The sequence below is a fragment of the Trichocoleus desertorum ATA4-8-CV12 genome, assembly GCA_019358975.1.
Taxonomy (GTDB): domain Bacteria; phylum Cyanobacteriota; class Cyanobacteriia; order FACHB-46; family FACHB-46; genus Trichocoleus; species Trichocoleus desertorum_A.
Genome location: JAHHIL010000001.1, coordinates 40,433 through 64,742, shown reverse-complemented (window position 1 = coordinate 64,742; position 24,310 = coordinate 40,433). Strand labels below are relative to the sequence as shown.

The window sequence follows — 24,310 nt, the reverse complement described above, 5'->3', positions numbered from 1 at the left end:
CTACAGGCTCTATTTCTGGCCGAGACGACTAGCTAGCCTATTCATCATAGAAGTTATTTAGCAGTGGCAATCTAAGGCGATCGCTAAGTGGTTGGGATATTGCTTGAGCAGCCTCTCAACTTCCAAGTCCCATTCTGTTTCATCTTGGCTGGCTACTGTCTCTCCCCGTAAATCTCTAGCAAATGCTTTGATTCCTGCATCCATGCCAATTTCATGCCACTGACCATCAGGAGTGACAAGAGCATAGGGGACTATAGAGGGCAAATCGCTGACGCGGCAGGGATAGGACAAAGGCGGTGCTAACTCTCTAGGTTCTGCTTGAATAAACCGATACGAATCCCACTTCCCCACAGGATTAAGAGTTGTCAGTCTGTAAGGGCCTGTTTCATCCACGCCTGCTATTTCATCTTCAAACCAGTCCAACTCATACTTAGCCAGCGCATCTAAATCATCCTGAGCCACTTCCCAATCTTCTGCCAACTTTGCGATCGCCTGCTTTGGAAGTTGCTGCAATCGCTCCACCTCTTCTGCAACCGCTGCTTGATCCAAGTACTCTTTGTAGGGCTCAACGGTCAGTTCACTGTAATAAGGTTTGAGACGTTCTGTTACTTCAGTTTTAATGTCAGTAGTGTCGGGTGGTATTAAAACAAGAGCAAGGAAATGAGCCATGATTTAGTTTATTGACAGGAGTTATTAACACTCGTTCATCGGTTTTGTGGGAACTATTTCCAGGCTGTCAACCGTTTCAAACCATTGAGTTCAAGCTTCAGCAAGACTGAATTCAGGTTCAAGATTGGCTGTTTTAGGTTGGTGTTGATGAATCATGAAGTCGATGAAATCACTAACTTCTTGCAGGAGCGGTTCTGGAAGTTGCTGCAACTTGGCGATCGCAATTTCTCGAATTGTCATTAGAATCACCTCCGCCAAAACTTTAGACTTGGCACCAATGGCCTTAATTATGTGCCTACCCTTCATAATAGGGTCTGGGATGGAAACGCCAAGAGGAATCGCCCAATGTTAGATGTGTTAAGCGCTGGCACAGGCATTGAATTGAGTTTGCTTGCATTGGTAGGGCTGCTGCTAGTATTTGGCGGTCGCTGGATTTCTGTGTCGGTCAACTCACTGCTCGATCGTTTTGCCTCGCCGCCTGTCAAAGAGTTTTACCAAAAGGTCGTGGAGCCACACCAGGAACTTGGTTGGGTGGTCGCCGTTGTGGGATTGGTGGAACTCTTAGCGGTGCTGATTCCTGAAAAACGAGGGCAGGCATTTGTAGAAGTGCCCGTCAGCCTGGGTTTAACGATTACCGCAAGTTGGTTTGCCTCTCGTTTATTCAAACAATTTTTTGAGTTTTATGTTTTAGAAGCGGTTATTAAAAGTGCGCGGAAATCGAATAGTGAATTCCTGATTCTGATGCAATTGCTGGTAAATATTGGCGTTGTGATCGTGGCGATCGTGCTCTTTGCCCAAACCCACCGCATTAACATTGTTGGTTTAATTGCCAGCTTAGGAATTGGCGGTTTAGCCGTTGCTTTCGCCGCTCAAAAAACCTTGGAACAACTATTAGGCGGAATTGTTTTATATCTCGATCGCCCTTTTGTCGTGGATGACTATATTGGTTTACCCGATGGTGTGTTTGGACGGGTAGAATCGATTGGGTTGCGATCGACTAAAATTCGTACTTCTGGCAAAGGAACGCTGGTAATTGTGCCGAATAGCTCCCTGACGCAGGTAACCATTGAGAACTTTACAGGTGCCAAGAAAGTGATGGCCCTGGTGTACTTGAATTTTTATCAAGTCATTGCGATCGCTGACCGAGCTTTAGTGCAACAGATCATTATCGACAGCACCGATGATATTTTTGGCATTGACACTCAAAACACAATTGTCACGTTTAAGGATTTTACCGATGCTTTAGGTCAGGCGCGATCGCAATCGCAAGTTACTTTCTTTATTTTGGGTTCGGAAGAAGTTTCGATGACGCTGCGTCGGCAACTTTTAGATATTGCCAATCAAACCATTACGGAAAAGCTCAAAACCTACGGAATTACATTTGATATTGACGAGCCCACGATTTATGTGGATGCTCCTATTACCATCTAAACCTAGATGAATATTGCTAACTCGGTTCCGAGCTTACTTCAATTTGATGTTGCCAGAGCGGTATTGCAAAGAGCAACTGTTTTCTTATTATTTGTCTTGCTCTCGTTACTGGTTGGTCGCTATACGCCAGAGATCGTTAAGCTGGCGATTCAGCGTTTTTCACCAGAGCAAGTAGCGGAAATATATGACCATTTAGTTGAACCGATTAAACCTGTTTTTAAGGTTGCTGGCACTTTTGTCTTAATTTCTTGGTCTCTGGCTTGGATTCAAGCTTATCCTGCGGTTCACAACTTTATTAAGCCATTTGTCGATCTGGCAGTGGTTTTAAGTTTGGCTTGGCTCGCTTCTAGGCTGTTTCGGCAATTTGTTCGCACTTATGGCATTGATTTAGTGCGGAAAGTGGGCCGAGAAGTGGATGAATTGCTGCTGGTGGTAGAGACATTAGCCAATGTTTTAATTGGGTTTATTGCCGTTTTTGCTTTCGCTCAAAGCCAGCAATTTAACTTAATTGGTTTGATGGCAAGCTTAGGTTTAGGTGGATTGGCGATCGCTTTTGCAGCCCAGAAAACCCTAGAGCAATTACTCAGTACAGTTGTCTTGTATTTAGACCGTCCCTTTGAACCGGGTGATTACATTCGCTTACCAAGCGGGTTATTTGGTCGCGTCGAATCGATTGGTTTGCGATCGACTAAAATCCGGACTGCCGCTAAAAGTACGCTGTTTATTGTACCAAATTCAACTCTGGCTAATTTAGAAATTGAGAATATTACCAGAGGCAAGAAAATTATGGTTTTGCTCTATCTGGATTTTCTTAATAACCTGCAAGACCGGGAGCAAGCTTTAGTACAACAAGTAATTACTGAAAGCACAAATTCAGTCTTTGGAATTGATCCAGGCAGCACGAATATTACCTTTACCCAACAAGCACCCCCTCAAGTGACACAAGCGAGAGTCACATTTTTTATTTTGGGTTCTAGTGAAAACTCGCTGCAATTAAGAAAGCGATTGCTGGAAGTTGCCAATACCAAAATTTCCCAGCAGCTCAGAAACTTTGGTATTGAATTTGTGCTACAGGAGCCAACAATTTATATTGAGTCACCAATTACAATTTAAGGGCAATTTAGAGGCGATCGCATTCATCAAGCTACGAAACCAACGATCAGCAAATTCGGAGTTCTGCTCTCGATACCACTTATACGCTTGCTCGATCTGAGCTTCGGCAATTGGAGTGATTTCAACCTGAAATGCCATACTTCTGTTGCATTTCTTGGGCGAATTGTGAGATCGGGCAAGTTTGGCCTACGTTTAGTTCCTCAAAGCCTTGCTGAAGTCCAGCGATGGTTTCTAATTGGTCAATCAGTTGGCGGAGTTTAACTGGGTCAGTGGTACTGGGATCAAGCAACGTGACAAGCACTAGGACGCGATCGCCCACGGCTTAAGGATGCTCGCTGAGTTCAACTTTGCCGTTTTGGTATATTCCTTCGATGGTCTTGAACATGAGGGTTAGGTTGGGGAGTTTCTTTGATGAGAGAGATTTATGAGATAGGAGCTACTCCACTAGCTCACCCGTCTGACTGCTCAGGAAATTTGAAGGGTGGGGCAATATGGAAAGGCGCTCACCCTCTACTCTTATGCTGCTTATGCGTAGGACTTTATTGACTGTAAAGTTCTATTCGGTCTGCCAATTTGCCATTGCAAGCCACATAGAGCTTTCATCAGGCTAGAGTTATAGGCTCGTCAGAGCTTATTTTTCGTCAATAACCATATGCTTTTTTGTGTAACTACATCTGCAACATCTTAGTATCCTTCTAAGAAATCTTTAAGAGCAGTTTTATACTTATTTCTCAGCCGCTTGGAGACTAAACCGCCCTGCTGAATCTGTGCAAGAATATTTGTTGAGCAAATCCCTTTAGGAATAGGGCTACTAACAGTAATTAGCCTAGCAAGTTCAACAGCATCCATTTCGCGAGCAAACTGATAGGCTACAACAGACTCATGGACTATAAAGCTCGGCACATCGGGACCTGGCAAAAGAATGCAAGTAGCTTCAGAGCTAGCTCTTCGAGTTGTCACATTGACAAATAAATAATTGCTGTCAGTAGTTTCTGCTATTGCGATATAGAGATGTTCGCCATTCGGAGGTGTATCTATTAAAAATGCATCTCCCAAATTAATGGTGATGCTAGCCATGCAGAGCCTCATCTAAATAAGCTTCCCGAATAGCTTCTTGCTGAATCTCCTCTATTTCCTCGTCACTTTTACCTACGTTTTTGAGAATATCTTCTACCGAAATTGGAATAGCAGAGCCATGAGGATTTTGCCACTCTGGAAGATCATGAGTCCATTCAGCAACATCAAAGGGATCAAGATGCCCAAAGGTTTGATAAACCTGCTGAATGATTTCTTCCTCCTCCTCACAAAGGTCTTCATTCCCTGGATCAGCTAGTAGAGAGACCTGAGTTGTATTACGAGGAGCAATGAACTTAGACCAAAGGGGTAAGGCATCATCAACGGCTTGTCCTTTGATCAGGTCATAAACACCACTGAGAACGGGACCATAATTCATTGACACATAATGATCACCAGTAATTGGTTGCTCCATGCGTTGTAATGCAACACGATCAGCTATGTAAAGCATTTTAAGTAAGCCTAGATACTTCATAGGCTTACCATGCAGCTTTAAGAGCACTGCTGCGGCTTCAACAGCTTTTTCTGGATGAAACCGAAACCGAATTGACATGACTACTCTGGATAGACTGCTTTACTAGTACATTTCTATTGTAGAACCTGCAAATTCAGCAGTCATCAGTACCCCTCTTTACTAATGGCAAGAGCGATCGCCCTTTTCAAGTTCTTAATTCCCCGTGCGAATCTTCGCGAGCAAATCGTAGAAGGGTTGCCAGTTATCTTGTTCGGTGATCGGTTCCCAAATCGCTTCAATTTCAGGGCGGAGCAGAGGGGTGGTGGGGTTATGTCGCTGGAGTCTTTGCGCTATGTTCCCCATCTCCTCAATGGGCTGACTGATTAAAAGAGCGTGATAATGCTGTCGCCAACGCTCTAAACAGGCTTTTTGCTCATCGGTGGTGGCGAAGTCAGCGTTGCTGAAGATTCCACCATCCTCTCGCCAACTTTGATTGAACTGTTGTTTTAGTTCTCGAAAGAAAGCGTGATATCCCACTTCACACAGATGCAATGATTGCAGCGTCAGCTTGATCAACTCATCTGTTTCAGCTTCTGGCAGGTCAGCGAACCCGAGTTTGTTCAACATGCGTTGGCGATAAGCAGCATAGTAATAGTCGCCAAACTTGGCTAAGCCCGCTTCCATATCTGCCAGCTCAATCACTCCCGACAATGGACTTTGCAACATCTCTAGGTTCAGTTGGCAGATTCCAGGTTGGTTGCCGTAGCAGTAGCGCCCAGAATAGTCAAAATATGCGGCTGTAAACCGCAGATCGTAGCGATCCATAAAAGCATAGGGGCCATAATCGAAACTTTCCCCCGTGATCGACATGTTGTCTGTGTTCAGCACTGCATGACAGAACCCCACCGACATCCACTGCGCCGTTAGTTCTGCGACTCTTTGCACTAACTCGGCATAGAACAGGGCATAGCGATCGCTCTCTCCTTTCAGGTGAGGATAGTAGTAATCGATCACATGGTCCAGCAGCTTTTGAATTAGATCCTTACGTTTCAGATAGTGCAGACGCTCAAAGGTGCCGAAGCGGATATGCGATCGGTTGAAGCGCACCATGACAGAGGAGCGAGTGGGGGAGGGTTCATCGCCGCGCCACAAGTTTTCTCCCGTCTCAATCATGCTCAAGCAACGCGAAGTCCGCACGCCTAAATAGTTCAGGGCTTCTGCCGCCAAAACTTCCCGGACTCCCCCTTTTAGCGTCAGTCTGCCGTCGCCACCACGAGAATAGGGAGTGGTGCCAGAGCCTTTGGTGCCGAAGTCGTAGAGTTCGCCATCGGTGCCGCGCACTTGGCCGTAAAGGAAACCCCGACCATCCCCTAAGAAGGCGTTATATTCGCCAAACTGATAGCCGTGGTAGCGCATCGCCAGTAGTGGTTGGCGACCCTCAAATCGACCAAATGCCTCAATGAAGTCTTCATCGGTTACCGCTTGTGGGTCAAGGCCAATTTTGGGTAGGAGGTCGTCGTTGCGCCACCGCAAAATCTGGGCAGGAAAGGCAGCAGCAGCGACTACATCAGAGTAGTCTTCTCCGAGAGATTCAAAGGCAGGTTCGTATTTGAGGGCTAGGAAGGAATTGGTACGAGCAGCGGGGGTCATGCAAGATTACAGGTAGGCGTCCGGACTCCTTCATCGTGCCACTAATCTACCTGGCTTGCGTGCTGCTTTGGGAGTGCGATCGCCTCGATCTTTTAATCCTCTACTTGGTTTAGACGGCGAATATTCAACACGTCACTGAGCTTCTTGACTTGGCTGAAGGTGCGCTCTAGCTGAGCATGGTCCCGAATATCTATCCCTAGGTTGATCGTTGCGGTTTGGTCGGGGAAGGTCTTGACCTGGGCATTACGGACGTTGATGTTGTTGTCGGTCAGGCGAGACAGAATATCCTTCAATACCCCGACGCGATCGATCACATCAATTTGAATATCCACCGGATAGTTCTGAGGTCTGGCCCGCTCCTCGTCAATCGGGTTCCAACTCACAGGAACGAGGCGAGCGCCGGGGATTTGGTCGCAATTGTGGCAACCTTGGCGGTGAATCGAAATGCCATGACTACCACGGGTTACGACGCCAAGAATGCGTTCCCCAGGGACGGGGTTACAACAACCCGCCAGGTGATACAGCAACCCTTCGACTCCCGCGATCGGGGACTTAGTCGTAGGCACCACGGGCACAGGGCGAGTGCTAGTATGCAATGGCAACACTTCCGGCGCGGGAGCAACAGGTTGTTGCGCCTTGACAGTTTCCCGTAAACGGTTAACGACTAGGCTGAGCGTAACTTCGCCATAGCCCAAAGCCGCCAACAAATCTTCCACGCTGTGGTAGTTGCAGCGCTCGGACACCACTTGCATAGGTTGAGACTTGAGCAGGGCATCAAAGCCACTCTTGCCTAATTCTTTCTCTAAGAGTTCCCGACCGCGCAACAGATTCTCATCTCGGTGCGATCGCTTGTACCACTGCCGAATGCGGTTTCTGGCCCCACTAGTGACCACAAAGTTCAACCAGTCAAGGCTGGGGTGTGAGTTCTTCTGCGTCAGGATCTCGACAATATCGCCGTTTTGCAATGGCGTATCTAGCGTGACGATACGACCATTCACCTTAGCGCCTGAACAATGATTGCCCACTTCCGTATGGATGCGGTAGGCAAAGTCAACCGAGGTCGCGCCTGGACAGAGAGGCACCACATCGCCCTTGGGCGTAAAGGCGTAGACATCGCCGTCGAACAAGTTGTCTTTGACGCTCTCTAAATATTCTTGGGCATCTTTGAGGTCGCTTTGCCACTCTAGTAACTGTCGCAGCCAGGTAAATTTCTCGTCTGAGGCAGTCAGCAGGGCACTGCTACCCCCTGTTTCCTTATATTTCCAGTGGGCCGCGATCCCGTATTCCGCCACGTGGTGCATTTCTACGGTCCGAATCTGCACTTCTAAGGGGCGGCCATTCAGACCGATGACGCTGGTATGCAGAGACTGATAGCGGTTGGACTTGGGCAGGCCGATGTAATCTTTGAAGCGACCGGGGATCGGGCGGAACGAGTCGTGAACCACGGCTAAGGCGCGGTAGCACTCATCGTTGTTTTGCATAATCACTCGCACCGCAGCCACATCGTAAATCTCGTGGAATTCTTTTTGCTGCCGCTGCATCTTTTGATAAATGCCGTAAAGATGCTTAGGACGACCACTAATTTCTGAATGCTGCACCCCAATTTGCTGGAGGCGATCGCGCAGTATTGCTGCTACCTTGTTGAGCCGCTCTTCGCGATCGGTGCGCTTTTCGGACACCAACTGCTGCATGTCGCGGTAGGCTTCTGGCTCTAAATACTTAAACGACAAATCTTCCAGTTCCCACTTAAACCGTCCGATCCCCAAACGGTTGGCAAGCGGTGCAAAGATTTCTCGCGTTTCCTGGGCGATGCTGCGGCGCTTGGCATCCGGCAGATGCTCTAGAGTTCGCATATTGTGTAGGCGATCGGCCAGCTTTACCACAATCACCCGGATGTCTTGAGCCATAGCCAAGAACATGCGGCGGAAGTTTTCGGCTTGGCGTTCCCGTTTGCTGGAGAAATTAAACTTCGATAGTTTGGTGACCCCCTCCACCAACCGTCTCACCTCTGGGCCAAAGCGTTCTTCAATCTCTTCGGCTGTCACCTCGGTATCTTCTACCACATCGTGGAGGAAGCCCGCAGCAATCATGGCACTACTGCCTCCCAAGTCGCGCAGCAACCCCGAAACGGCGACTGGGTGAGCGATGTAGGGTTCTCCAGAGGCTCGGTATTGCCCTTCGTGCAACTGATAGGCAAACTCGAAGGCTCGACAAATGAGGTCTGTCTCTTCAAAATTGCCAGTCGCGTTGGCCTCAGAACCTTTTTGCTGGATGAGCAAGCATTCCTGAAGCCAGTCAGGAACGACAAAAGGGTTGGTGGGAACTGTCGCCGTTAGGTTCATGCCGTAGAGCTGAGGGAAGAATAAAGGGCCGAGAGTATGGCTGATTCTACTGCATCTAAATGTGTTTAGATATACAAGAATGCCCAGCCAAAAGGCAATTAGCTAGATGTGACAGAGGTTGGTAGAGGTGTGATAGGTATTGCGATAGAGGGGACTTGCGGCGCAAATCCACTGGTAAAAAATCGAAAAACCGTGATCCCCGCCTAGTAAAGCCAAATCACGATGCTATTGAGTCAAAAAATATTAGTGAATATAAGGGTGATTCAATTAAAACTAGCAGCCCGCCTTTAAAGCTTAAGGTTGATGCCTTAAAGTTGCATGGAACCTTAGGTTTAATAGTAGGGGCAAACTCTTATTCTGATTTTAACCAAAGACGCGCCGAATGTTGCCAGAGGCTCATCGTCAAATCTATCAAGAATTTCTGCGATCGCTAGAGCAGCTTCAAGTGAGGGCAACTCAAGCGAAGCCTGATCCCGCTGCTTTAATCGTGGCCTTTCAAGAGATTCAGCAGTTTTTTCAGCGCCAAATTCTAACGCTCAGTTGGGAAAATCATCCTGATGCGATGGTGGAACAGCGCGTACAGTCTTATCAAATTGAAATGAATAAGCAGCTCAAGTTGATGGGCACGGACGTAATGTTTTTGCAAGCAGCCCGCCAATCCAGTACAGCTCAGCAGCGGCAGGTGCAGATTAGCGATCGCCTCAATTTGCTGATTGGGTACTGTAATGTGCTGCTGCAAGACAAGGAGGAAGGATGAGGGATGAAGGATGAAAGGGGGTGAGGAGCCAGGAGTCAGGAGTCAGGAGCCAGAAGGCGAGGGACAGCTTTCAAGCAGCAATCAGTCCGTTGCTTGTTCTTACTTTTCATCCCTCATCCCTCATCCTTCATCTTTCCCCCCCAACCTGATACCCTAATCGTTAAATTGGCAAGTTCTACTGGAGGGAGAGGCTAGCCTGTGCAATGTCCCAAAGATCGACGAGTAGAGCTGGTTGATACTACGCTGGCTCCTGCATTGGCGGCGAAGTGCTGCCCTGATTGTCAAGGTACTTGGATTCCAGCGACGGAGTACGAATCTTGGCAAGCTCATCAACCTCAGCCAACGGTTGAGGCGCTGCCAAAGGTGTTGGATGTGGAATTTGTCCAGTCCCCGTTTGATACGAAGGCGGCGCTGTGCCCGGAGTGTGGTCGCTACCTATCGCGGGCAAAGGTGGGGGTGAGAATTCCTTTTTATGTGGAGCGCTGCCTGGATTGTGGCGGTATCTGGTGCGACCACGGGGAATGGGATGTTTTGGTCCAGATGGGGTTGCATACGGCGATTCAGCAGCTTTTCTCTAGTGAGTGGCAAACCCGCATCCGAGAGAAGGAGTACGCGATCGCGGAGCAACAGGCGACAATTGATAAGTTGGGGCCAGAGTTAGCGGCAAGGGTGTTTGAGTTGGCGGAGTATTTACAGGCTCACCCAAATGGGGATTTTGGGGTGGCTTATTTGATGCGGCGGTTTGATAAGCCGGAACCGTTGAAGAAGACTTCTATGAGTCAGGGGCCTTAGTTTCTAGAACCGAACCCTTGGGGGCGCTTGCCCCCAAACCCCCTCCAAACGAAGCTATTTGTAAGTGTTTCGATACCTGGGCTTGTTACTTCTGCACTTCTAGCTCCTCACCCCTCACTTTCTGACTCCTCACTCCTCGCCCCTCACTCCTCACCCCTCACTCCTTACTCTCCCCTTTCATCCTTCATCCCTCCTCCTTCATTCATCCTCCTCCTTCATCCTTCCTCTTATGCCTTCTGACGCTCTGTTCTCTGTGGAAAATCTCCGAGTTGCCTATCCTGCTTCAAGTCGGGGTCGGACGGCTGATGGGGGAATCTATTGGGCGGTGGATGATGTGTCATTTACGCTGCAACCGGGCGATCGCTTGGGATTAGTGGGGGAGTCGGGTTGTGGTAAGTCTACGTTGGGGCGGGCGGCGATGCGGTTGCTACCTCCTGCGAGTCAGGTTGAGGGGCGGGTGACGTTTCGGGGGCAGTCGGTGTTTGATTTGTCGCCGGGGGAGTTGCGGCGGTTTCGGGGTGAGGCGGTGGCGCTGATCTTCCAAGATCCGATGACTCGGCTTGATCCGTTGATGACAATTGGGGAGCACTGCTTAGAGACACTGCAAGCTCATCAACCGCAACTGTCGCGGCGGGAAGCAAAGGAACGGGCGATCGCGACGTTGGAGGCGGTGAAGATTCCAGCAAGTCGGTGGGCACAGTACCCGCATGAGTTTAGTGGGGGGATGCGGCAACGGGTGGCGATCGCGTTGGCGTTGTTGCTGGACCCGAAGCTGATTGTGGCGGATGAGCCGACGACGAGTTTGGATGTGACGGTTTCGGCGCAGATTTTGCAGGAGCTAGTGCGGTTGTGCCAGGAGCGGGAGATGGCGCTGCTGCTAATTTCGCACGATTTGGCGATGGTGGGGGAGTACTGCGATCGCATTGCAGTAATGTATGACGGCAAGATGGTGGAAACGGGGCCGACTGCTGCGGTGCTGGAGAAACCTCAGCATCCTTATACCAAGGCTTTATTGGAGTCAGCGCTGCATATCCAAGCGGTTCCGGCGGATGCCCCGATTCCGTTGCCAGATTTGTCTGTAACCGAGTCTACTAGCGACGAAACCTTTGACTCAGGAGCGATCCCCGATCCTTGGGCCTCACCAGAAGCGCTGCTGCGGGTGGAAGATTTGAAGCAGTACTACACGCTGGAGCAAAATTTCATTGCGCGTCTGTTTACCAAAGCAGACCAGACCATCAAGGCGGTGGATGGGATCAATCTGGAGCTGTATGCGGGTGAGACGCTAGGCTTGGTGGGGGAGTCGGGCTGTGGCAAGAGTACGTTGTCGCGCACGATTTTGCAGTTGATTCGGCCCACGGGGGGCAAGGTGGAGTTTCTCGGTCAAGACTTGACTCGCCTCTCTAAAGAAGCGATGCGGCAACAACGGCGACAAATGCAAATGGTGTTCCAAGACCCACGCGCTTGCCTAAACCCGCTGATGACGGTGGGCCAGAGCATTGGTGACCCGTTGGTGATTCATCAGTTGGCCAACGCGGCTGAGGTGAAGCAACAGGTATTCTACATGCTGAAGCGGGTAGGACTCACGCCTGCCGAAGAATTTTACCAGCGCTACCCAGCAGATCTTTCTGGAGGCCAACAACAACGGGTAGCGATTGCCCGTGCCCTGATTACTCGCCCCAAGCTGCTGATCTGCGATGAACCTGTGAGCATGCTGGATGCAACGGTGCAGACGCAAGTATTGGAGCTGATGCGGGAGCTAAAACAGGAGTTTGAACTCACCTATTTATTCATCACTCATGATCTCTGGGTGGCGCGTTTCTTCTGCGATCGCATTGCGGTAATGAATGGTGGCAAGATTGTAGAGATCGGCTCGACTAAGGAAATTTTTACTAAGCCGAAGCATCCTTATACACAAACTTTGTTGGGTGCTGCTCCGCTGCTGGCACGGCACTAACTCTTGTGAGGAAGCGTTGCAATTTGGGCTAGTGGCTTAAAAGTGATCTAGCTTGAAGGTAAGCTCTGCGATCGCAACATAGGCAGAGCTGGAATAGATCGTACCCGAGCGTTGCGATCGGGAGCAAAACCCATGGCAGAACCGGAAGTATTGGACTGTCCCAAGTGTGGCAAGAAAGGCTTGGTGCGGTGTTTACACAGTGAGGATGATTTGTTTCAGTGCGTCTATTGTGATTACAGTCATGATCTCACCAAGGCCAAAGAGTCTGACAGTGGAGCAGGCACTGTGTTTCTAGCGATCGCGTCTGCCCTTTTAATTGCGCTCCTGCTGCTGGGTTAAGAATAGGAGCTTCGGTTTTAAGGCTTGAGGGCGATTGCGCGAATCCGACGGTAGTCAGCAAACCAAGCCCCATCTCGATAAAGTTGGGGGCGAATGCGTTCGGCTATGTGGATGAGCAAGGTGTCTTGTTGCCCTACTGGGACGGCTTGCAGAAAAGATTGAGCAAACATCTTGATCCAGTTTTGAATGCCATCTGCATCAGTGAGGGGTGTAGGGCGATCGAACAATGCCGCAAACTGAACTTCAAAGCCTTGTTGTTCGAGTAGAGTTGAATATTCGCTAATGCTGGGAAAGTACCAGGGATTGAGAGTTTCAGGGTTTGGATAGCCGATTTCTCTCAGGCTTTGTTCTAATGTTGTCGCGATTGCCTGCACATTTTCTTTCCCCCCAAACTCGACTACCAAGCGACCTCCTGGTTTCAGGGCTTTCCACATGCTCGCGATCGCAGCTTCCGGTGGCTTAACCCAGTGCAACACGGCATTAGAGAAGATGGCATCAAACTGTTCTACAAACGATAGGTTGGTGGCATCAGCGACTTCAAAGCGTAAGTTGGGATAATTTTGCTGCGCTTGGGCAACCATGCTAGCAGCGCTATCAATACCCAGAACATCGGCTCCGCGATCGGCAATCTGCTGTGTGAGTGGTCCAGTGCCACAGCCTAAATCAAGGATGTGTTCGCCTGGGTGAGGGTCAAGTAGATCCAGCAGTGCTGCTCCATATTCAGCGACAAAGCTATGCTTGCGATCGTAGAGGTCAGCGTTCCACTGGTTTGTTGTCATTGTCTTGACTCACTTAGAAAACCATTTGGCTCCTTGCACTGCCCCCTGAATCCCCAAATTTTTTGTATAAGCAAGTCCTAGCCTGATTGAAGCTCTCTGCATTGGCCCCCTCAGTCCCCCAATACTGGGGGAAGCAAGAAAATCCCTCTAGTTCCCCCCAGTATTGGGGGGTTAGGGGGGCTAGAGGCTGAACTAAGCAATTAAATCGTGTGTATACGGTAGCCAAATTTGAGAGATTAGGGAGTCTTAAATCTCAGGAAAGTGCAGAAACTGCTTCTAAAATACGCTCTAAAACTGCATCTAAGTTAGCAAAGACTTCTTGGTTACGAAAGCGTACAACTTGATACCCATAAGTCTTGAACTGCTCAGTTCTTGCATTGTCATAGTCAGTTTGCTGATCGTGGGCTGCGCCATCCAACTCAATAATCAGCTTATGTTTCGCACAAAGAAAGTCTGCAATGAAGGGGCCAACTGGGTGCTGACAACGGAACTTTAAGCCATGCAATTGCTTACCTTTTAAGGCTTGCCAAAGTAGTTGTTCAGCGGGAGTGAGATTGTGGCGTAGCTTCTTGGCAGCGAGTTCAATTTCGGGAGTAGTGCCACGAATTCGGAGTGTTGCTTTCTTCAATGTGATGCTTGTGATCGCTTGAACTTAGAGTTCCCTGATTGGCCCCCCTAGCCCCCCAATTCTGGCAGGGCTGTTTTATACAACGAAAGCGTTCCGAACCAGGCCCCCCTAGCCCCCCAAATTTGGAGGGAACAAGACAGACAGGTCCAGCCCCCCCTTTCTAGAATGTCCGTCAGGACTATGTATTGGGGGCTAGGGGGGCATATCAATTAACTAAGCAGCGATCGCTTTTACTTCTTACGCGATTTGGTAGTGTAGCGCTAGACTTCTTGGGCTTCTCTGACTAGTGGTTGCGGTTGGGTTCTAGAGCGACTGGCGTGCTGCCCGTAGACATTGACTAGATAGGGCATGAGATAAGTCAAGGCTCCGGAGATCCAGCGATCGCGGGTCATGTTGCCTCGGAGCGTCGCAGAACCGTGATTGATCGCAAACAAGAGAGAGCCAACAAACAAAGCTGTTTTCAGGCCAGTGGGAATAAACTCTTTGTCGAACAAGATAGCCAGATAGCCTTTGATTCCCTTCATCGCCAATGAGCCATCACATCTATTGCCCAAATTAAACTACTTCGCTTATTGAAGCTGTGAAATAAATAGCAAACTTTTTGCCCACAACATGTTATGAGCATCGCTTCTTGAAGCTAGAGATTATCACCTTCTTTACTTTAAGAAACAATGATCCCAATCACAAGCAAACAAATCAAACCTTTAGATATAGAACTGGTGGCAGAGGTTACAGAAATACTTAGCAACTATCTTTTGGATAGGTGTTTAGTTAAAATACTTCATGCTTCTCTCATCTAGACCGCTAAAAGATATATTCTTCTGTCCTGAAGAGTCAAACTTTTATTCAAACTGTATAGAAAATCTAGTTCTCAAGCATTGCGTCGGTTCAGAATCTATTATTGAATTTGGCTCAGGTGACGGTAGCCCCGTGATCCAGGCTTTACTCAGAACTGAATTTGAAGGCACCGTTCACGGCTTTGAAATCAATCCTCTAGCGTGTAATGTCGCCCAAGAGAAAATCAGCGAACAAGGCTTAAGCGATCGCTACCAAGTCCACTCCAAGTCCTTCTTTGATTCACTCAAGTTTCAGGCAGATTACTTAATCTCCAATCCTCCTTACTTACCTGCCGTAGACAACAAGCTTTATCAGCCTTTACTACATGGTGGTATAGACGGAATTACTATCAGCAAGAAGCTACTCTCTTGCAATCACAAAAATGTCTTAGTCATGGCTGCCAGCTATTCCGACCCGCAAGGACTGGTAGACTACGCCAGAGAGAAAAACTACTTTGTTTCCGACTTCATCATTTCACCATTATCCTTCGGCTACTATAGCTCTGACCCTAAAGTACAAAGTAGAATTGCCGAATTACGTCGAGAGAATCGAGCCTTCTACTCCGATAACCTATATCTCCTAGCAGGGGTGCTATTCACTAAACAAGAAACCGCAGATACCGAGGATGTCTCCCCGGAGCTTATGCAGTTAATGACAGCGCTGTAAAAGCTTACGCCATCTAGAATCTAACCCCAAAACCCTTCTCTTAAAAAGATACAAGGAGAGGGGCTTTTAATATGTCTTTTGTTTATGTTTTTCTAGCTCCCCTTCCCTACAGGGAAGGGGTTGGGGGTTAGGTTCTAATCTCTCAATCTAAAGTAGCGGCTGTATCTGCTTCTCGCACCGATCGCGCCATTGCATCTCCCGCGCGATCGCCAATTAACTTCTCTTGGTCATATCCCAATACAATCTGCCAAGCCTCGTTGGGATACCGCTCCGTCAAAGGCAATGCCACATCATCAATCATCCAGCGACCGTGGCGCTCATCCTCGCGGATATGCAGTTCCCAATACCCAGAGGCGGTATCCGATAGGTTCAATCGTTGTGCCGCTGTTAAGTAGTTACGGTAAATCCAAGGGCCAGCAATTTCAAAATACGCTAAGCCGCCGTTGTAGCGCAGATAGTGCTGTTTGCACTCCGTCAACAAGAAGTTGTGGTTGATGCTCGCCAACACTTCCCAAGGCACTAAATCAAAATACGCTTCTGGCTCTGTGCTCAAGCCCAACTCTGCCATCATATTGGCGAAGAAAGTCGAGTGCTTGCGATTAAGCCGTCCATTGCCATATTCCTCTAGCAGCACCCGCACCAATGTACAGTGCACCTCATTGCTAGCACCGCCTAAAATCCGCACCAAACGACTCGCTTCCACCAAGCCATCAAAAGACGCGATCGCCAGCAAACGCCGATACCCCGCCAAAGTCGCCTCTTCCCGGAGATAACGGCTATTGGCATTCAGAGGTGGATCAAGGTCAGCATCAGAGCGCTCAATCAGCGCCTGCTTCACCGCCGCCAGATCCAACTGCTGCAACGCCGCTACATCTAACTGCTGGCTTTCCCAAACTTGCCAAACTGACTCAATACGGTTGCGAATTTGTTGTAGATAAAACGATCGCTCATTGATATAGTGGCGTAGATCGTCATACCAGAAAAACTTGAGGCGATTAATCCGATACAGCACCCGCTGCACAAAGCGATGAGCCGCTTCTGTCCCAGATTCATTCCCAGGTTCACCACCAGATTCAGCGCTCACATACGCCGCATCTAAAGCGATCGCTAACACTCGCTCAAAATCCTGAACCAATCCTGGTTCGGATTGAACCCTTTGATCCAGATCTTCTAGCTCAAGTAACCGAACAAACTGTTGCTCTGCCTCCAAGTAGTTGGGGCTTGCTTGAGCTTCGGATACAGCGCTGGCTCCAGCGTTCGGGTTCTGGAGCATCATCGTACTGCTCTGCATGAAATCTTCCTTTGTGTTGAAAACAGCTAATCGCGATCGCTCAAAAGCTCTCCGCTACCAAACCTCAGGGTGCTCCCATCAAAGCAGGTGCCAAAAGTGGTACCAAAGGAAGCTTAGACACTTGGTTTTCATCAAACAAAAAACGTTAGACAAAAACCAAACCATGCCAGAGGTCTACTGTCTCCAAGGTAACGAAGCCACGCAAACTCTCCGTCCGTCCCCAGAAGGACTCAGCGCACAAAGCAGCTTCTACCTTTTGGCGTGCAAGGATAAAAAAGAGAAGAAAAGGAGGCTAAAAGAGCTGAGGGGGCGAGTGCCCCCAGAAGTTTGAAGTTCAATAAACGTTCAAAAGCTCTTAAACATTTAAGATCTATTTTTATACAGATCCTAGGGAGAGCCTAAGATCCGTGTTGAGAAGCCATTGCCGCAGGAGAAGTATTCTCCTGATAGTTACTATCCAGCCAGCAGCGTGGCAGAGATTCACCCGACGGAAAAATCAACTCCGTCTTAGCAAAAGATTTGGGATCTTGTTCCTCTTGACCATCTTGAATGCGACCCTTCACCTGGTCGTGCATGGGATTAGCGAGATCTTCAATTGACACAACTTCAATCAAAGCGTCATCATTTTTTTGCTTCAGAAACATAGATAATCTCCTAAATTTGAGTTTTAACCCGAAAGTAGCCAGCGTGAACCACATCACCCCGACCCACAATCAATTAAGCGAACCCTGGCAAACTGATCTACCAGAGAATCCAGGGACAAAATCAACAGAGCTTGCGGGCATGCCTAAGGCTAATGCAGAGATGCCTTGCTCAACGCCCCCCTTTAGCTATATCATCTTGACTTCACAGAGTTTCAACGTTAACCAGCAACTCTTGAGGGCATCGTTTGGGAGTAACCTGACAAGACTTTCTGTAGCTCCCTAATACGCCCCATCCTGCCTTTAGGCGATCGCGTTACTCCCCAACCTACGACATTAAGAAAGCTGAACGATCATCAACCTTGATTACAAGATCCCCCCAGCAGAATAAGCGGGTCAGTCCTGAATGGTAGATTGATTGGAATTAGCAGGTTTTCGCCATCAACCTATCAGCTAGGACATATGTACGATAAGAATTCCAAGAAAGACTGGGTGAGTGCGGGTGCTACTGCAACCGTTGGAGCAAGTCTTGCAGCAACTTTCTCCGTTTTCCAAGGACGTGATCCGCTCGTTGCCTTTGTTATCCTGGTCTTCGCCGTTGCAGTCGCCCTAGTGATCGATCACTTTTGGTAAGAGTAATTTGGCAACAGTAACTTATAAGAGCGATCGCCAAAAGTTATTAAAGCCTAAATACAAAATCGGAACAAAAAAAACTTCACATCTCTCCTCAGAAAGTGTGAAGTTTTTGTGTCTAGCTACCAACTTCTTCAAACGAGAATTAAATTTATTTTCTGAATCTCAAGCAAAGAAAACAGTATTGATTAGTGAATCAGGTTAAGAACATCGCGGACAACGCTGAAACCAGCTAGATCCCAGATCAAATAGGCCGCGAAACCAATCATCGCGAGACGGCCATTCCACAGTTCTGCTTGAGGATTCCAACCGAAAAGAAATGCGTTGCGCTCAATGCCATTGTATGCGGGGGCTACAGAGGCCAAGTCAGTGGTTTTGTTGGTCTGCATGTTTACATTCCTTAATGTTAAAGGGATGCTTCTATGCTATGGCTGAGTTGTACTCCTGGGGTCTGTCATTAGAGGTATCTATGACACCTGTCAAAGAGTAGAGGTGGCGAGAAACTTCTCAAAACCCATCCAACCAGCCGCGATCGCTACCACCTTTCTTCAGAGCGATCGCGGTTTATTGCATAGAGTGCGGGCGGTGGCTGACTCAAGCGACATCAATTTGTGATGCCAAGTTCATACATCATCCAAAGCGATTGGCTAACATACAGTTGCAACTGACATTCTAAAACTGCTATGAGACGCTTCCGGCAAGGGCTGCTGATTCTAATCTGTCTTTATGGGCTGTATCTCATTAAGACAGCCTTGGGAATTGACATTTCTCAGCGCTACACCGCTTGGGAGGTCTTCAAGTTACCAGTCAAACCCTTGATGCATCGATCTCTGGCTAATACCTATCCGGAACATTCACGATCTGCAAACGAGAGGTCATAAAGCGATCCATCCACTTTTCTAGATAGACTCGATTGGCTTGACGTTGTTTGGGATCTTCCGTGTCGAGCGGATGAGGCATCAACCCCCGGATCGCTGCTGTAGTCACACAAAACATTGACTTCTGGAAGCTCTCGCAAATTTTCACCCGCAGATCATCTTCGCCCCGAAGTCCCCGCTGATAAATTTCATGCAAGTAATCTGGCAGGAAGTGCCGCATATCCTGCATCAGTAGCGTGGGAGGAATGCCAGCTCCACCAATCGGCAACGGGTCGGCATATAGCGCCCCATAGGTGAACTGGTCCTGAAAGACAGGAATTTGTTGGGCTTGAGCGTTGTAAGACACCGTACCTAGGAAAGGGGTACCTCGGAAGAAAATAGTATCTACATAAGGGACTGCTGCATCCATCAAGAACGTCAGCCCTGCTGATTCAGGAATAATGTCATACACCTGACCTTTCACTTCGACGGCGTAAACCAGGGGTTGACTGGCAGCAGCGACCAAAGCATCTTGCACATGCTGCACCACCTCTGCGATCGACTGAATTTCCTTGCGATCGAAGCGATCCGAGAGGTCGATGAACATATCGCTCATCACCCGCCAGAACTGACCCAACACCTTGTAATAGGCAAGTTGCCGAATCTGCTCTGGCAAAAAGTCTGGAAAAAATCGCTGCAAACTACTGACCAACCAGTTATTTTTGGTTTTGGCCTGCATCACCCGTTGGGCTCGTTCAAGAAATTCCGGTGAGTCTAGATAAGTGTCGAGATCGCCGCCACCATGCCACATCATGGTTTTCATCACGTACTCGGCATACTCGTAATTGATGCGATCGTGATTCCAGAAGCGCAGCAGTTTCCCTAGCGAAACTTCCCCATTGAAATATTTAAAGAAAGGAAAGAGTTCCAAAAACTGATGATCAGCAATATAGATCAAGTTTTTGGAGTACGCATCCAGCACAATGCCATAGCTTTTGAGGATACCCACGACTTCTAAAACATTGATCTGGTTATTGGCGAGCAGTGCTTCTCCCGCTTCTAGCCGATGCACGTACTCCGCTAAGGGATGATTAGAGGGTTGCTGGATAGTACTGACCATTGGCTTAGTTCTCCTCCAGAGCGATCGCAGCGGAACTAGTTAAGAGAGATTCCTTCAGCAGCTTTTCAGTGGGGTCAACCACTTCAGGAATAGGCGTAGCTTTGACTACCACAGTTGTGGATACCGGGGCCAGCGCTGTAATGGTCGTCTCGCCCCAAGTAGTCAACCAATTGGGTTGAATCCCCAGAACCACAATCAGAACTGCTAGAAAGATGGCGGGAGCGCGATCGCGCCAGGTAACGGGAGGCAGGTTTTCTACTGCTTCTGAGAGCCGCCCAAAGAAAGCTCGGTTCATTAACAGGAGAAAGTACACCGCTGTTAAGCCAGTTCCCACCATGCAGAGCAGCGTCTGTACCGGAAACACGGGAAAGCTGCCCCGAAAAACCACGAACTCAGCGATAAATCCGACCATACCAGGAATGCCAGCACTCGCCATCACACCCACAATCATCAAGGTGCCAATTAGGGGTAAGCCGCGCTCAGGATTCAGCAAACCTCGGACCACATTCAAGTCTCGGGAACCCGCCTTGGAGTAAACCACACCCACCAGCAAGAACAGCATGGCGGAAATTAAACCGTGGCTGATCATTTGCATTAAAGTTCCGACCAAGCTCAAAGGGGTTGCTGCTGCCATTGCCAGAAGCACATAACCCATGTGAGCAATGGAGCTGTAAGCCACCATTTTCTTCATATCGGTTTGAGCGATCGCCGCTAATGCTCCATAGAGCACACTCACGACTGCCCAACTTGCCAACCAGGGTGCAATCACTTGCCAAGCATCGGGAAACAAACCATATCCGAAACGGAGCAAGCCGTAAGTACCCAGCTTGAGCAACACACCTGCCAGCATCACTGACATGGGAGTAGAAGCTTCTACGTGAGCATCAGGCAACCAAGTATGGAAAGGAAAGAGAGGAACTTTAATCCCAAACCCTACCAATAACAGGCTTAGTAGCACTACCTGTTGTCCCATCGGTAGCGTATGGGCAATGACAGTTTCGTAGTCGAAGTTGAAGGAGCCGCTCAGCCAAGCTAGCCCAAAGTAGGAAGCCAGAACTAACACCCCCGAAATGGCGGTGTAAATCAAGAATTTGGTAGCCGCGTAACCCCGACGAGCTCCGCCCCAAATGGCAATGAGCAGGTAGAGCGGAATCAGTTCTACCTCATAGAACAGGAAGAACAGGAGCAGATTCTGAGCTAAAAACGCTCCAGTCACAGCAGCACTGAGCAACAGAAGCAAGCCATAGTAAAGTCGAGGCCGCCGGATTTCCTCGTCGGAGCTGTAAATGGCAACGCCTGTGAGGAGACAGTTCATCAAGACCAGAGGCAATGACAGACCATCGACTCCCAGGCGATAGGTCAGCCCCAAGTTATCTAGCCAGGGTAGCGCTTCTTGAAACTGTTGTCCTGGTTCGAGCTGAATAAACTGACTGGACAATACCACCGATAGACCTAAGGTGATAACGGCAAATATCAAAGCCAGGGTTCGATAACGATGGGAGGCCAAAGTTTGAGGCCAAAATGCCACCAAAATTGCTCCCAAAACAGGTATCCAGATTAAGCCGCTGAGCATAACTCCTCCTCCCTACGCTGATGAACCCATCAGGAAATTGATGATGCCATTCACAAGAGACCTGTTCATAAACAAGCCCAAGAGGGTAATGCTCAGAAAAACAATCAGAGCATAAAACTGGCTTTGGCCCGAAGCACTGTACTTGAGGGTCTCGCCACTAAAAATGGAGGCGATACCGACGAAGTTGACAAACCCATCGACGACATAGCGATCGAACCAAGAGGTGAGCTGAGACAGTACATTCACACTCAGCACTACACTGACACGGTACAAGCGATCGACATAGAAATCGTAGGCCAGCAAGTCTTGCACAAATCTCAATGGAATCAAAATTGGTCTGGACAAAGTTCTGGTCAAGCCAATCGTTGCTCCTATCCCACAACCGATCGCACCTGAAAGGACTAGGAGGAAGACCGCTCCTAGGTTCAAGTAACTCCAGTCAGGTAACAACAACAGCTTTTGCATCATTAAGGGGACGAGCAGTGTCAGAATGGTCAAGCTCACCATCGGTACTGCCATCTGCCAAGGCACTTCTGGAGCTCGTCGAGTTTTAGCCTGTGGAGTGCCTAAAAACACCAGGCGAAATACCCGCGTCACATTAATGGCACTTAAGGCATTGGCAATCAACAGAATTGCTACAATCCACGGGTGCTCAGTCCAAAAAACGTCCACACCCCGCTCTAGCGCCCAAAAGCCTCCTAGGGGGAATAAACCAACTAGACCCGCAATTCCCACTAAGAAAGCGATCGTGGTCGCTGGCATTCGAGACCACAAGCCACCCATTTCTGTCAGATCTTGGCTGTTGGTGGTGATGATGACCGAGCCGCTGCTCATAAACAGTAGAGCTTTCGCGATGCCGTGGGTCAAGAGCACCAAGAGGGCAAACCCACTCCACTGCATACCTACTGCAATGAACACTAAGCCCAAGTAAGCACTGGTGGAATGGGACAAAGCCCGCTTAATGTCTATTTGGGCGATCGCCACCAAAGCAGCCCCAATCGCTGTCACTGCCCCTAACACTACCAGCGTGGCCAACACCACAGGAGACAAACCTAAAATCGGCTGCAACTTGATCAAGATATAAGCGCCACAACCCACCACTAGAGAGTTTCGCAGCACTGAAGCGGGATTCGGGCCTTCCATCGCTTCATCCAACCAGAGGTGAAACGGGAACTGAGCACACTTGCCCGCAGGCCCTGCAATCAAAGACAAGCCAAGCAAGGTTGCCGTCAAAGGCGATAAGTTCGCTGTTTCAGCCCAGGCGTACAAATCAGAAAAATTTAAGCTGCCTGCCATGCTAGAGAGAGCCACAACTCCCATCAGCAGCAGCAAATCCCCTACTCGCTTGGTCAGAAAGGCATCGCGAGCCGCAGTGACAACCAAAGGCTGAGCGTACCAAAAACCCACCAATAAATAGGTAGACAGCGTCAAAAGCTCCAAAAGGGCATAGCTGAGAAATAGCGAGTCACTCAGCGCCAAGCCACTCATCGCTGCTTCAAAAAATCCCATCAAGGCAAAGAAGCGAGCTAAGGCCCAGTCCTTCTCCATGTACCCCAAAGCAAAGAGCTGCGCCAGGAAGCTCAGAATTGTGATTAGTTCCATCGCCCCAACGCTAACCGGAGAGATGTCGAGGGCAAAGGATAAGTCTAAATCAGCTACGCTCAGCCAATGAATAATGTACTGCTGTGGCGCTTGGTTCCAAGTCGCTCGAAAAAGCAACGTGCCATGAACCAAGGCAACAACCGTCATCAAAATATTGAAGTAAGCGGCTGGTCGGGGCCCAGTGCGGCGCACAATGCCGGTTGACCACGGCAGAGTTATGATCGCACCCAGCAACCCATAAAAGGGAACCCACCAGCTGGACTGGAGGAGAAACTGGTTCATTGAAATCGCCCTTGAAACTTCACCATCTAGTGCTGCTTAGAAACTCCCCAGAGTCAGCGAACCAACCCCAGAGAGCTCAGTTAAAAGTGGTCTATTAATCAGTGAATTAAATCTTTATTAATATCCAGCTTAACGCCTCAACCCCGATAAATCTAGGGCTTACCAGCTAAAAAATCATCAACGGGAGCCCTAACTTTTTCTTATACAAGTAAGCATAACTTTGCCTTTTAATAACGCGATCGCAAACGTATCAGCCGCCATTGTCAAGGGTGATTCGAGTTTTACGTCGCCCCTTTCATGGCAGCAGAGATCTAAATCCCTCATCTAATTTATCATCTCCTAAGGGTATCTATAACCTTGCCGCATTTCTCTCTAGCTCCTGATCAAATTTGTCTGCCTAATTTTTAGTTAGCTCAAGTAGTTAGCTCAAGCTCCTAGCCCAAGACAGATTGCAATTTCAGTCTTTGGTGCCTGCGGAGCAAGCAGCTAAAGGTGCAATTTGCAGGATAATCTTTGCAATAAAAAGCCTAAAAAGAGTATCAGAAAAGAAGCTTTCTTGCGCAAAAAATTCATATGCACAAAATAGGCCTTTAAATAATTAGCTTTAAAAAACCTGATACTCAATGGAGCCTGCACTTCAAGAAGAATTAATTAAATTTAATAATAAGCGATATTAGATAATATCATTTTGTCTTATATTGCCAATGATATAGAGCGTCCTCTATTCTTTAACACAGGATGTTAAAAGATCCGTTGAAGTTGAAACAATGGGTCTTCTCGTCCATTTTTTCAGCGCCGTCCATTCCAACATTTTTATTTAACCCAG

At 48.5% G+C, this 24,310-nt stretch carries 24 protein-coding genes and 1 pseudogene; 8 read left to right on the top strand and 17 right to left on the bottom strand.

The window, feature by feature from the left end; genetic code table 11:
- Positions 1-57: 57 nt before the first annotated feature.
- Together KME12_00320 and KME12_00315 are read right to left on the bottom strand one after the other, a co-directional pair.
- The gene (locus KME12_00320) at positions 58-669 is read right to left on the bottom strand and encodes a hypothetical protein (protein MBW4486214.1); all 612 of its coding nucleotides are present in this window, start codon (positions 667-669) and stop codon (positions 58-60) included.
- Positions 670-693: 24 nt separating this feature from the next.
- Positions 694-909: pseudogene (locus tag KME12_00315) on the bottom strand (DUF2281 domain-containing protein).
- A 105-nt stretch (positions 910-1,014) separates the two neighbouring features.
- Between KME12_00315 and KME12_00310 the strand changes: the two are divergent.
- Together KME12_00310 and KME12_00305 are read left to right on the top strand one after the other, a co-directional pair.
- Positions 1,015-2,100, top strand: a complete 1,086-nt coding sequence (locus KME12_00310; protein ID MBW4486213.1) for a mechanosensitive ion channel family protein — start codon at positions 1,015-1,017, stop codon at positions 2,098-2,100.
- A 6-nt stretch (positions 2,101-2,106) separates the two neighbouring features.
- A complete protein-coding gene (locus KME12_00305; protein ID MBW4486212.1) occupies positions 2,107-3,213 on the top strand; it encodes a mechanosensitive ion channel family protein in 1,107 nt (368 codons plus the stop codon).
- On the opposite strand, the gene KME12_00300 is transcribed toward KME12_00305, so the two are convergent.
- The 6 genes from KME12_00300 to KME12_00275 all read right to left on the bottom strand — a co-directional run bounded on the left by KME12_00300 (position 3,196) and on the right by KME12_00275 (position 8,733).
- Positions 3,196-3,351, bottom strand: coding sequence for a hypothetical protein (locus KME12_00300; protein ID MBW4486211.1), 156 nt, complete (start codon positions 3,349-3,351; stop codon positions 3,196-3,198). The genes KME12_00305 and KME12_00300 overlap by 18 nt on opposite strands.
- Positions 3,335-3,532, bottom strand: a complete 198-nt coding sequence (locus tag KME12_00295; protein ID MBW4486210.1) for a hypothetical protein — start codon at positions 3,530-3,532, stop codon at positions 3,335-3,337. The genes KME12_00300 and KME12_00295 overlap by 17 nt, the downstream gene beginning before the upstream one ends.
- Before the next feature lie 365 nt (positions 3,533-3,897).
- A complete protein-coding gene (locus tag KME12_00290; GenBank protein MBW4486209.1) occupies positions 3,898-4,290 on the bottom strand; it encodes a hypothetical protein in 393 nt (130 codons plus the stop codon).
- A complete protein-coding gene (locus KME12_00285) occupies positions 4,283-4,840 on the bottom strand; it encodes a SocA family protein (protein MBW4486208.1) in 558 nt (185 codons plus the stop codon). The genes KME12_00290 and KME12_00285 overlap by 8 nt, the downstream gene beginning before the upstream one ends.
- A 114-nt stretch (positions 4,841-4,954) precedes the next feature.
- Positions 4,955-6,391, bottom strand: a complete 1,437-nt coding sequence (locus KME12_00280; GenBank protein ID MBW4486207.1) for a YdiU family protein — start codon at positions 6,389-6,391, stop codon at positions 4,955-4,957.
- Positions 6,392-6,483: 92 nt separating this feature from the next.
- On the bottom strand, positions 6,484-8,733 hold the full coding sequence (locus KME12_00275; protein ID MBW4486206.1) for a bifunctional (p)ppGpp synthetase/guanosine-3',5'-bis(diphosphate) 3'-pyrophosphohydrolase: 2,250 nt from the start codon (positions 8,731-8,733) through the stop codon (positions 6,484-6,486).
- A 382-nt stretch (positions 8,734-9,115) separates the two neighbouring features.
- Between KME12_00275 and patD the strand changes: the two genes are divergently transcribed.
- The 4 genes from patD to KME12_00255 all read left to right on the top strand — a co-directional run bounded on the left by patD (position 9,116) and on the right by KME12_00255 (position 12,575).
- A complete protein-coding gene (patD, locus tag KME12_00270) occupies positions 9,116-9,490 on the top strand; it encodes a heterocyst frequency control protein PatD (protein ID MBW4486205.1) in 375 nt (124 codons plus the stop codon).
- 198 nt (positions 9,491-9,688) lie between these two features.
- Positions 9,689-10,282 carry a zf-TFIIB domain-containing protein gene (locus KME12_00265; protein ID MBW4486204.1) on the top strand — a complete coding sequence of 198 codons (594 nt, stop codon included), beginning with the start codon at positions 9,689-9,691 and terminating at the stop codon, positions 10,280-10,282.
- A gap of 229 nt (positions 10,283-10,511) precedes the next feature.
- Positions 10,512-12,236: an ABC transporter ATP-binding protein gene (locus KME12_00260; protein ID MBW4486203.1), complete on the top strand. Its 1,725-nt coding sequence runs from the start codon at positions 10,512-10,514 to the stop codon at positions 12,234-12,236.
- A gap of 132 nt (positions 12,237-12,368) precedes the next feature.
- Positions 12,369-12,575 carry a hypothetical protein gene (locus KME12_00255; protein ID MBW4486202.1) on the top strand — a complete coding sequence of 69 codons (207 nt, stop codon included), beginning with the start codon at positions 12,369-12,371 and terminating at the stop codon, positions 12,573-12,575.
- A 17-nt stretch (positions 12,576-12,592) separates the two neighbouring features.
- On the opposite strand, the gene KME12_00250 is transcribed toward KME12_00255, so the two are convergent.
- From KME12_00250 to nrtS, 3 genes are all read right to left on the bottom strand, one after another.
- Positions 12,593-13,354 (bottom strand): methyltransferase domain-containing protein, encoded by a 762-nt coding sequence (locus tag KME12_00250; GenBank protein MBW4486201.1) that lies wholly within the window; start codon positions 13,352-13,354, stop codon positions 12,593-12,595.
- A gap of 253 nt (positions 13,355-13,607) precedes the next feature.
- Entirely contained in the window at positions 13,608-13,982 is a 375-nt protein-coding gene (locus KME12_00245; GenBank protein MBW4486200.1) for a DUF559 domain-containing protein, read from the bottom strand.
- 260 nt (positions 13,983-14,242) lie between these two features.
- Positions 14,243-14,506, bottom strand: a complete 264-nt coding sequence (gene nrtS / locus KME12_00240; protein MBW4486199.1) for a nitrate/nitrite transporter NrtS — start codon at positions 14,504-14,506, stop codon at positions 14,243-14,245.
- A 259-nt stretch (positions 14,507-14,765) separates the two neighbouring features.
- Here nrtS and KME12_00235 point away from each other — a divergent pair, with 259 nt between their 5' ends.
- A complete protein-coding gene (locus KME12_00235) occupies positions 14,766-15,485 on the top strand; it encodes a methyltransferase (protein MBW4486198.1) in 720 nt (239 codons plus the stop codon).
- Positions 15,486-15,627: 142 nt separating this feature from the next.
- Here the strand turns inward: KME12_00235 and KME12_00230 are convergent, their stop codons facing one another.
- Together KME12_00230 and KME12_00225 are read right to left on the bottom strand one after the other, a co-directional pair.
- Positions 15,628-16,776, bottom strand: coding sequence for an iron-containing redox enzyme family protein (locus KME12_00230; protein ID MBW4486197.1), 1,149 nt, complete (start codon positions 16,774-16,776; stop codon positions 15,628-15,630).
- Between the two features lie 398 nt (positions 16,777-17,174).
- Positions 17,175-17,420, bottom strand: coding sequence for an acetyltransferase (locus KME12_00225; GenBank protein MBW4486196.1), 246 nt, complete (start codon positions 17,418-17,420; stop codon positions 17,175-17,177).
- Between the two features lie 459 nt (positions 17,421-17,879).
- On the opposite strand from KME12_00225, the gene KME12_00220 reads away from it, so the two are divergent.
- Positions 17,880-18,050: a hypothetical protein gene (locus tag KME12_00220; GenBank protein MBW4486195.1), complete on the top strand. Its 171-nt coding sequence runs from the start codon at positions 17,880-17,882 to the stop codon at positions 18,048-18,050.
- A gap of 188 nt (positions 18,051-18,238) precedes the next feature.
- Here the strand turns inward: KME12_00220 and KME12_00215 are convergent, their stop codons facing one another.
- The 4 genes from KME12_00215 to KME12_00200 all read right to left on the bottom strand — a co-directional run bounded on the left by KME12_00215 (position 18,239) and on the right by KME12_00200 (position 23,484).
- On the bottom strand, positions 18,239-18,439 hold the full coding sequence (locus tag KME12_00215; GenBank protein ID MBW4486194.1) for a high light inducible protein: 201 nt from the start codon (positions 18,437-18,439) through the stop codon (positions 18,239-18,241).
- Between the two features lie 445 nt (positions 18,440-18,884).
- Positions 18,885-20,027 (bottom strand): CO2 hydration protein, encoded by a 1,143-nt coding sequence (locus KME12_00210; protein ID MBW4486193.1) that lies wholly within the window; start codon positions 20,025-20,027, stop codon positions 18,885-18,887.
- 4 nt (positions 20,028-20,031) lie between these two features.
- Positions 20,032-21,600: an NADH-quinone oxidoreductase subunit M gene (locus KME12_00205; GenBank protein ID MBW4486192.1), complete on the bottom strand. Its 1,569-nt coding sequence runs from the start codon at positions 21,598-21,600 to the stop codon at positions 20,032-20,034.
- A 12-nt stretch (positions 21,601-21,612) separates the two neighbouring features.
- Positions 21,613-23,484: an NAD(P)H-quinone oxidoreductase subunit F gene (locus tag KME12_00200; GenBank protein ID MBW4486191.1), complete on the bottom strand. Its 1,872-nt coding sequence runs from the start codon at positions 23,482-23,484 to the stop codon at positions 21,613-21,615.
- Positions 23,485-24,310 lie beyond the last annotated feature (826 nt).

Excerpts from the sequence above, each read along its gene's own strand:
- KME12_00255 (MBW4486202.1), top strand. The coding sequence starts at position 12,369 with ATGGCAGAACCGGAAGTATTGGACTGTCCCAAGTGTGGCAAGAAAGGC.
- KME12_00230 (MBW4486197.1), bottom strand. The coding sequence starts at position 16,776 with ATGCAGAGCAGTACGATGATGCTCCAGAACCCGAACGCTGGAGCCAGC.
- KME12_00310 (MBW4486213.1), top strand. The coding sequence starts at position 1,015 with ATGTTAGATGTGTTAAGCGCTGGCACAGGCATTGAATTGAGTTTGCTT.
- KME12_00205 (MBW4486192.1), bottom strand. The coding sequence starts at position 21,600 with ATGCTCAGCGGCTTAATCTGGATACCTGTTTTGGGAGCAATTTTGGTG.
- KME12_00210 (MBW4486193.1), bottom strand. The coding sequence starts at position 20,027 with ATGGTCAGTACTATCCAGCAACCCTCTAATCATCCCTTAGCGGAGTAC.
- KME12_00305 (MBW4486212.1), top strand. The coding sequence starts at position 2,107 with ATGAATATTGCTAACTCGGTTCCGAGCTTACTTCAATTTGATGTTGCC.
- KME12_00225 (MBW4486196.1), bottom strand. The coding sequence starts at position 17,420 with ATGTTTCTGAAGCAAAAAAATGATGACGCTTTGATTGAAGTTGTGTCA.
- KME12_00260 (MBW4486203.1), top strand. The coding sequence starts at position 10,512 with ATGCCTTCTGACGCTCTGTTCTCTGTGGAAAATCTCCGAGTTGCCTAT.
- nrtS (MBW4486199.1), bottom strand. The coding sequence starts at position 14,506 with ATGAAGGGAATCAAAGGCTATCTGGCTATCTTGTTCGACAAAGAGTTT.
- KME12_00285 (MBW4486208.1), bottom strand. The coding sequence starts at position 4,840 with ATGTCAATTCGGTTTCGGTTTCATCCAGAAAAAGCTGTTGAAGCCGCA.
- KME12_00290 (MBW4486209.1), bottom strand. The coding sequence starts at position 4,290 with ATGGCTAGCATCACCATTAATTTGGGAGATGCATTTTTAATAGATACA.
- patD (MBW4486205.1), top strand. The coding sequence starts at position 9,116 with ATGTTGCCAGAGGCTCATCGTCAAATCTATCAAGAATTTCTGCGATCG.
- KME12_00320 (MBW4486214.1), bottom strand. The coding sequence starts at position 669 with ATGGCTCATTTCCTTGCTCTTGTTTTAATACCACCCGACACTACTGAC.
- KME12_00220 (MBW4486195.1), top strand. The coding sequence starts at position 17,880 with ATGTACGATAAGAATTCCAAGAAAGACTGGGTGAGTGCGGGTGCTACT.
- KME12_00235 (MBW4486198.1), top strand. The coding sequence starts at position 14,766 with ATGCTTCTCTCATCTAGACCGCTAAAAGATATATTCTTCTGTCCTGAA.
- KME12_00250 (MBW4486201.1), bottom strand. The coding sequence starts at position 13,354 with ATGACAACAAACCAGTGGAACGCTGACCTCTACGATCGCAAGCATAGC.
- KME12_00280 (MBW4486207.1), bottom strand. The coding sequence starts at position 6,391 with ATGACCCCCGCTGCTCGTACCAATTCCTTCCTAGCCCTCAAATACGAA.
- KME12_00275 (MBW4486206.1), bottom strand. The coding sequence starts at position 8,733 with ATGAACCTAACGGCGACAGTTCCCACCAACCCTTTTGTCGTTCCTGAC.
- KME12_00215 (MBW4486194.1), bottom strand. The coding sequence starts at position 18,439 with ATGCAGACCAACAAAACCACTGACTTGGCCTCTGTAGCCCCCGCATAC.
- KME12_00200 (MBW4486191.1), bottom strand. The coding sequence starts at position 23,484 with ATGAACCAGTTTCTCCTCCAGTCCAGCTGGTGGGTTCCCTTTTATGGG.
- KME12_00300 (MBW4486211.1), bottom strand. The coding sequence starts at position 3,351 with ATGGCATTTCAGGTTGAAATCACTCCAATTGCCGAAGCTCAGATCGAG.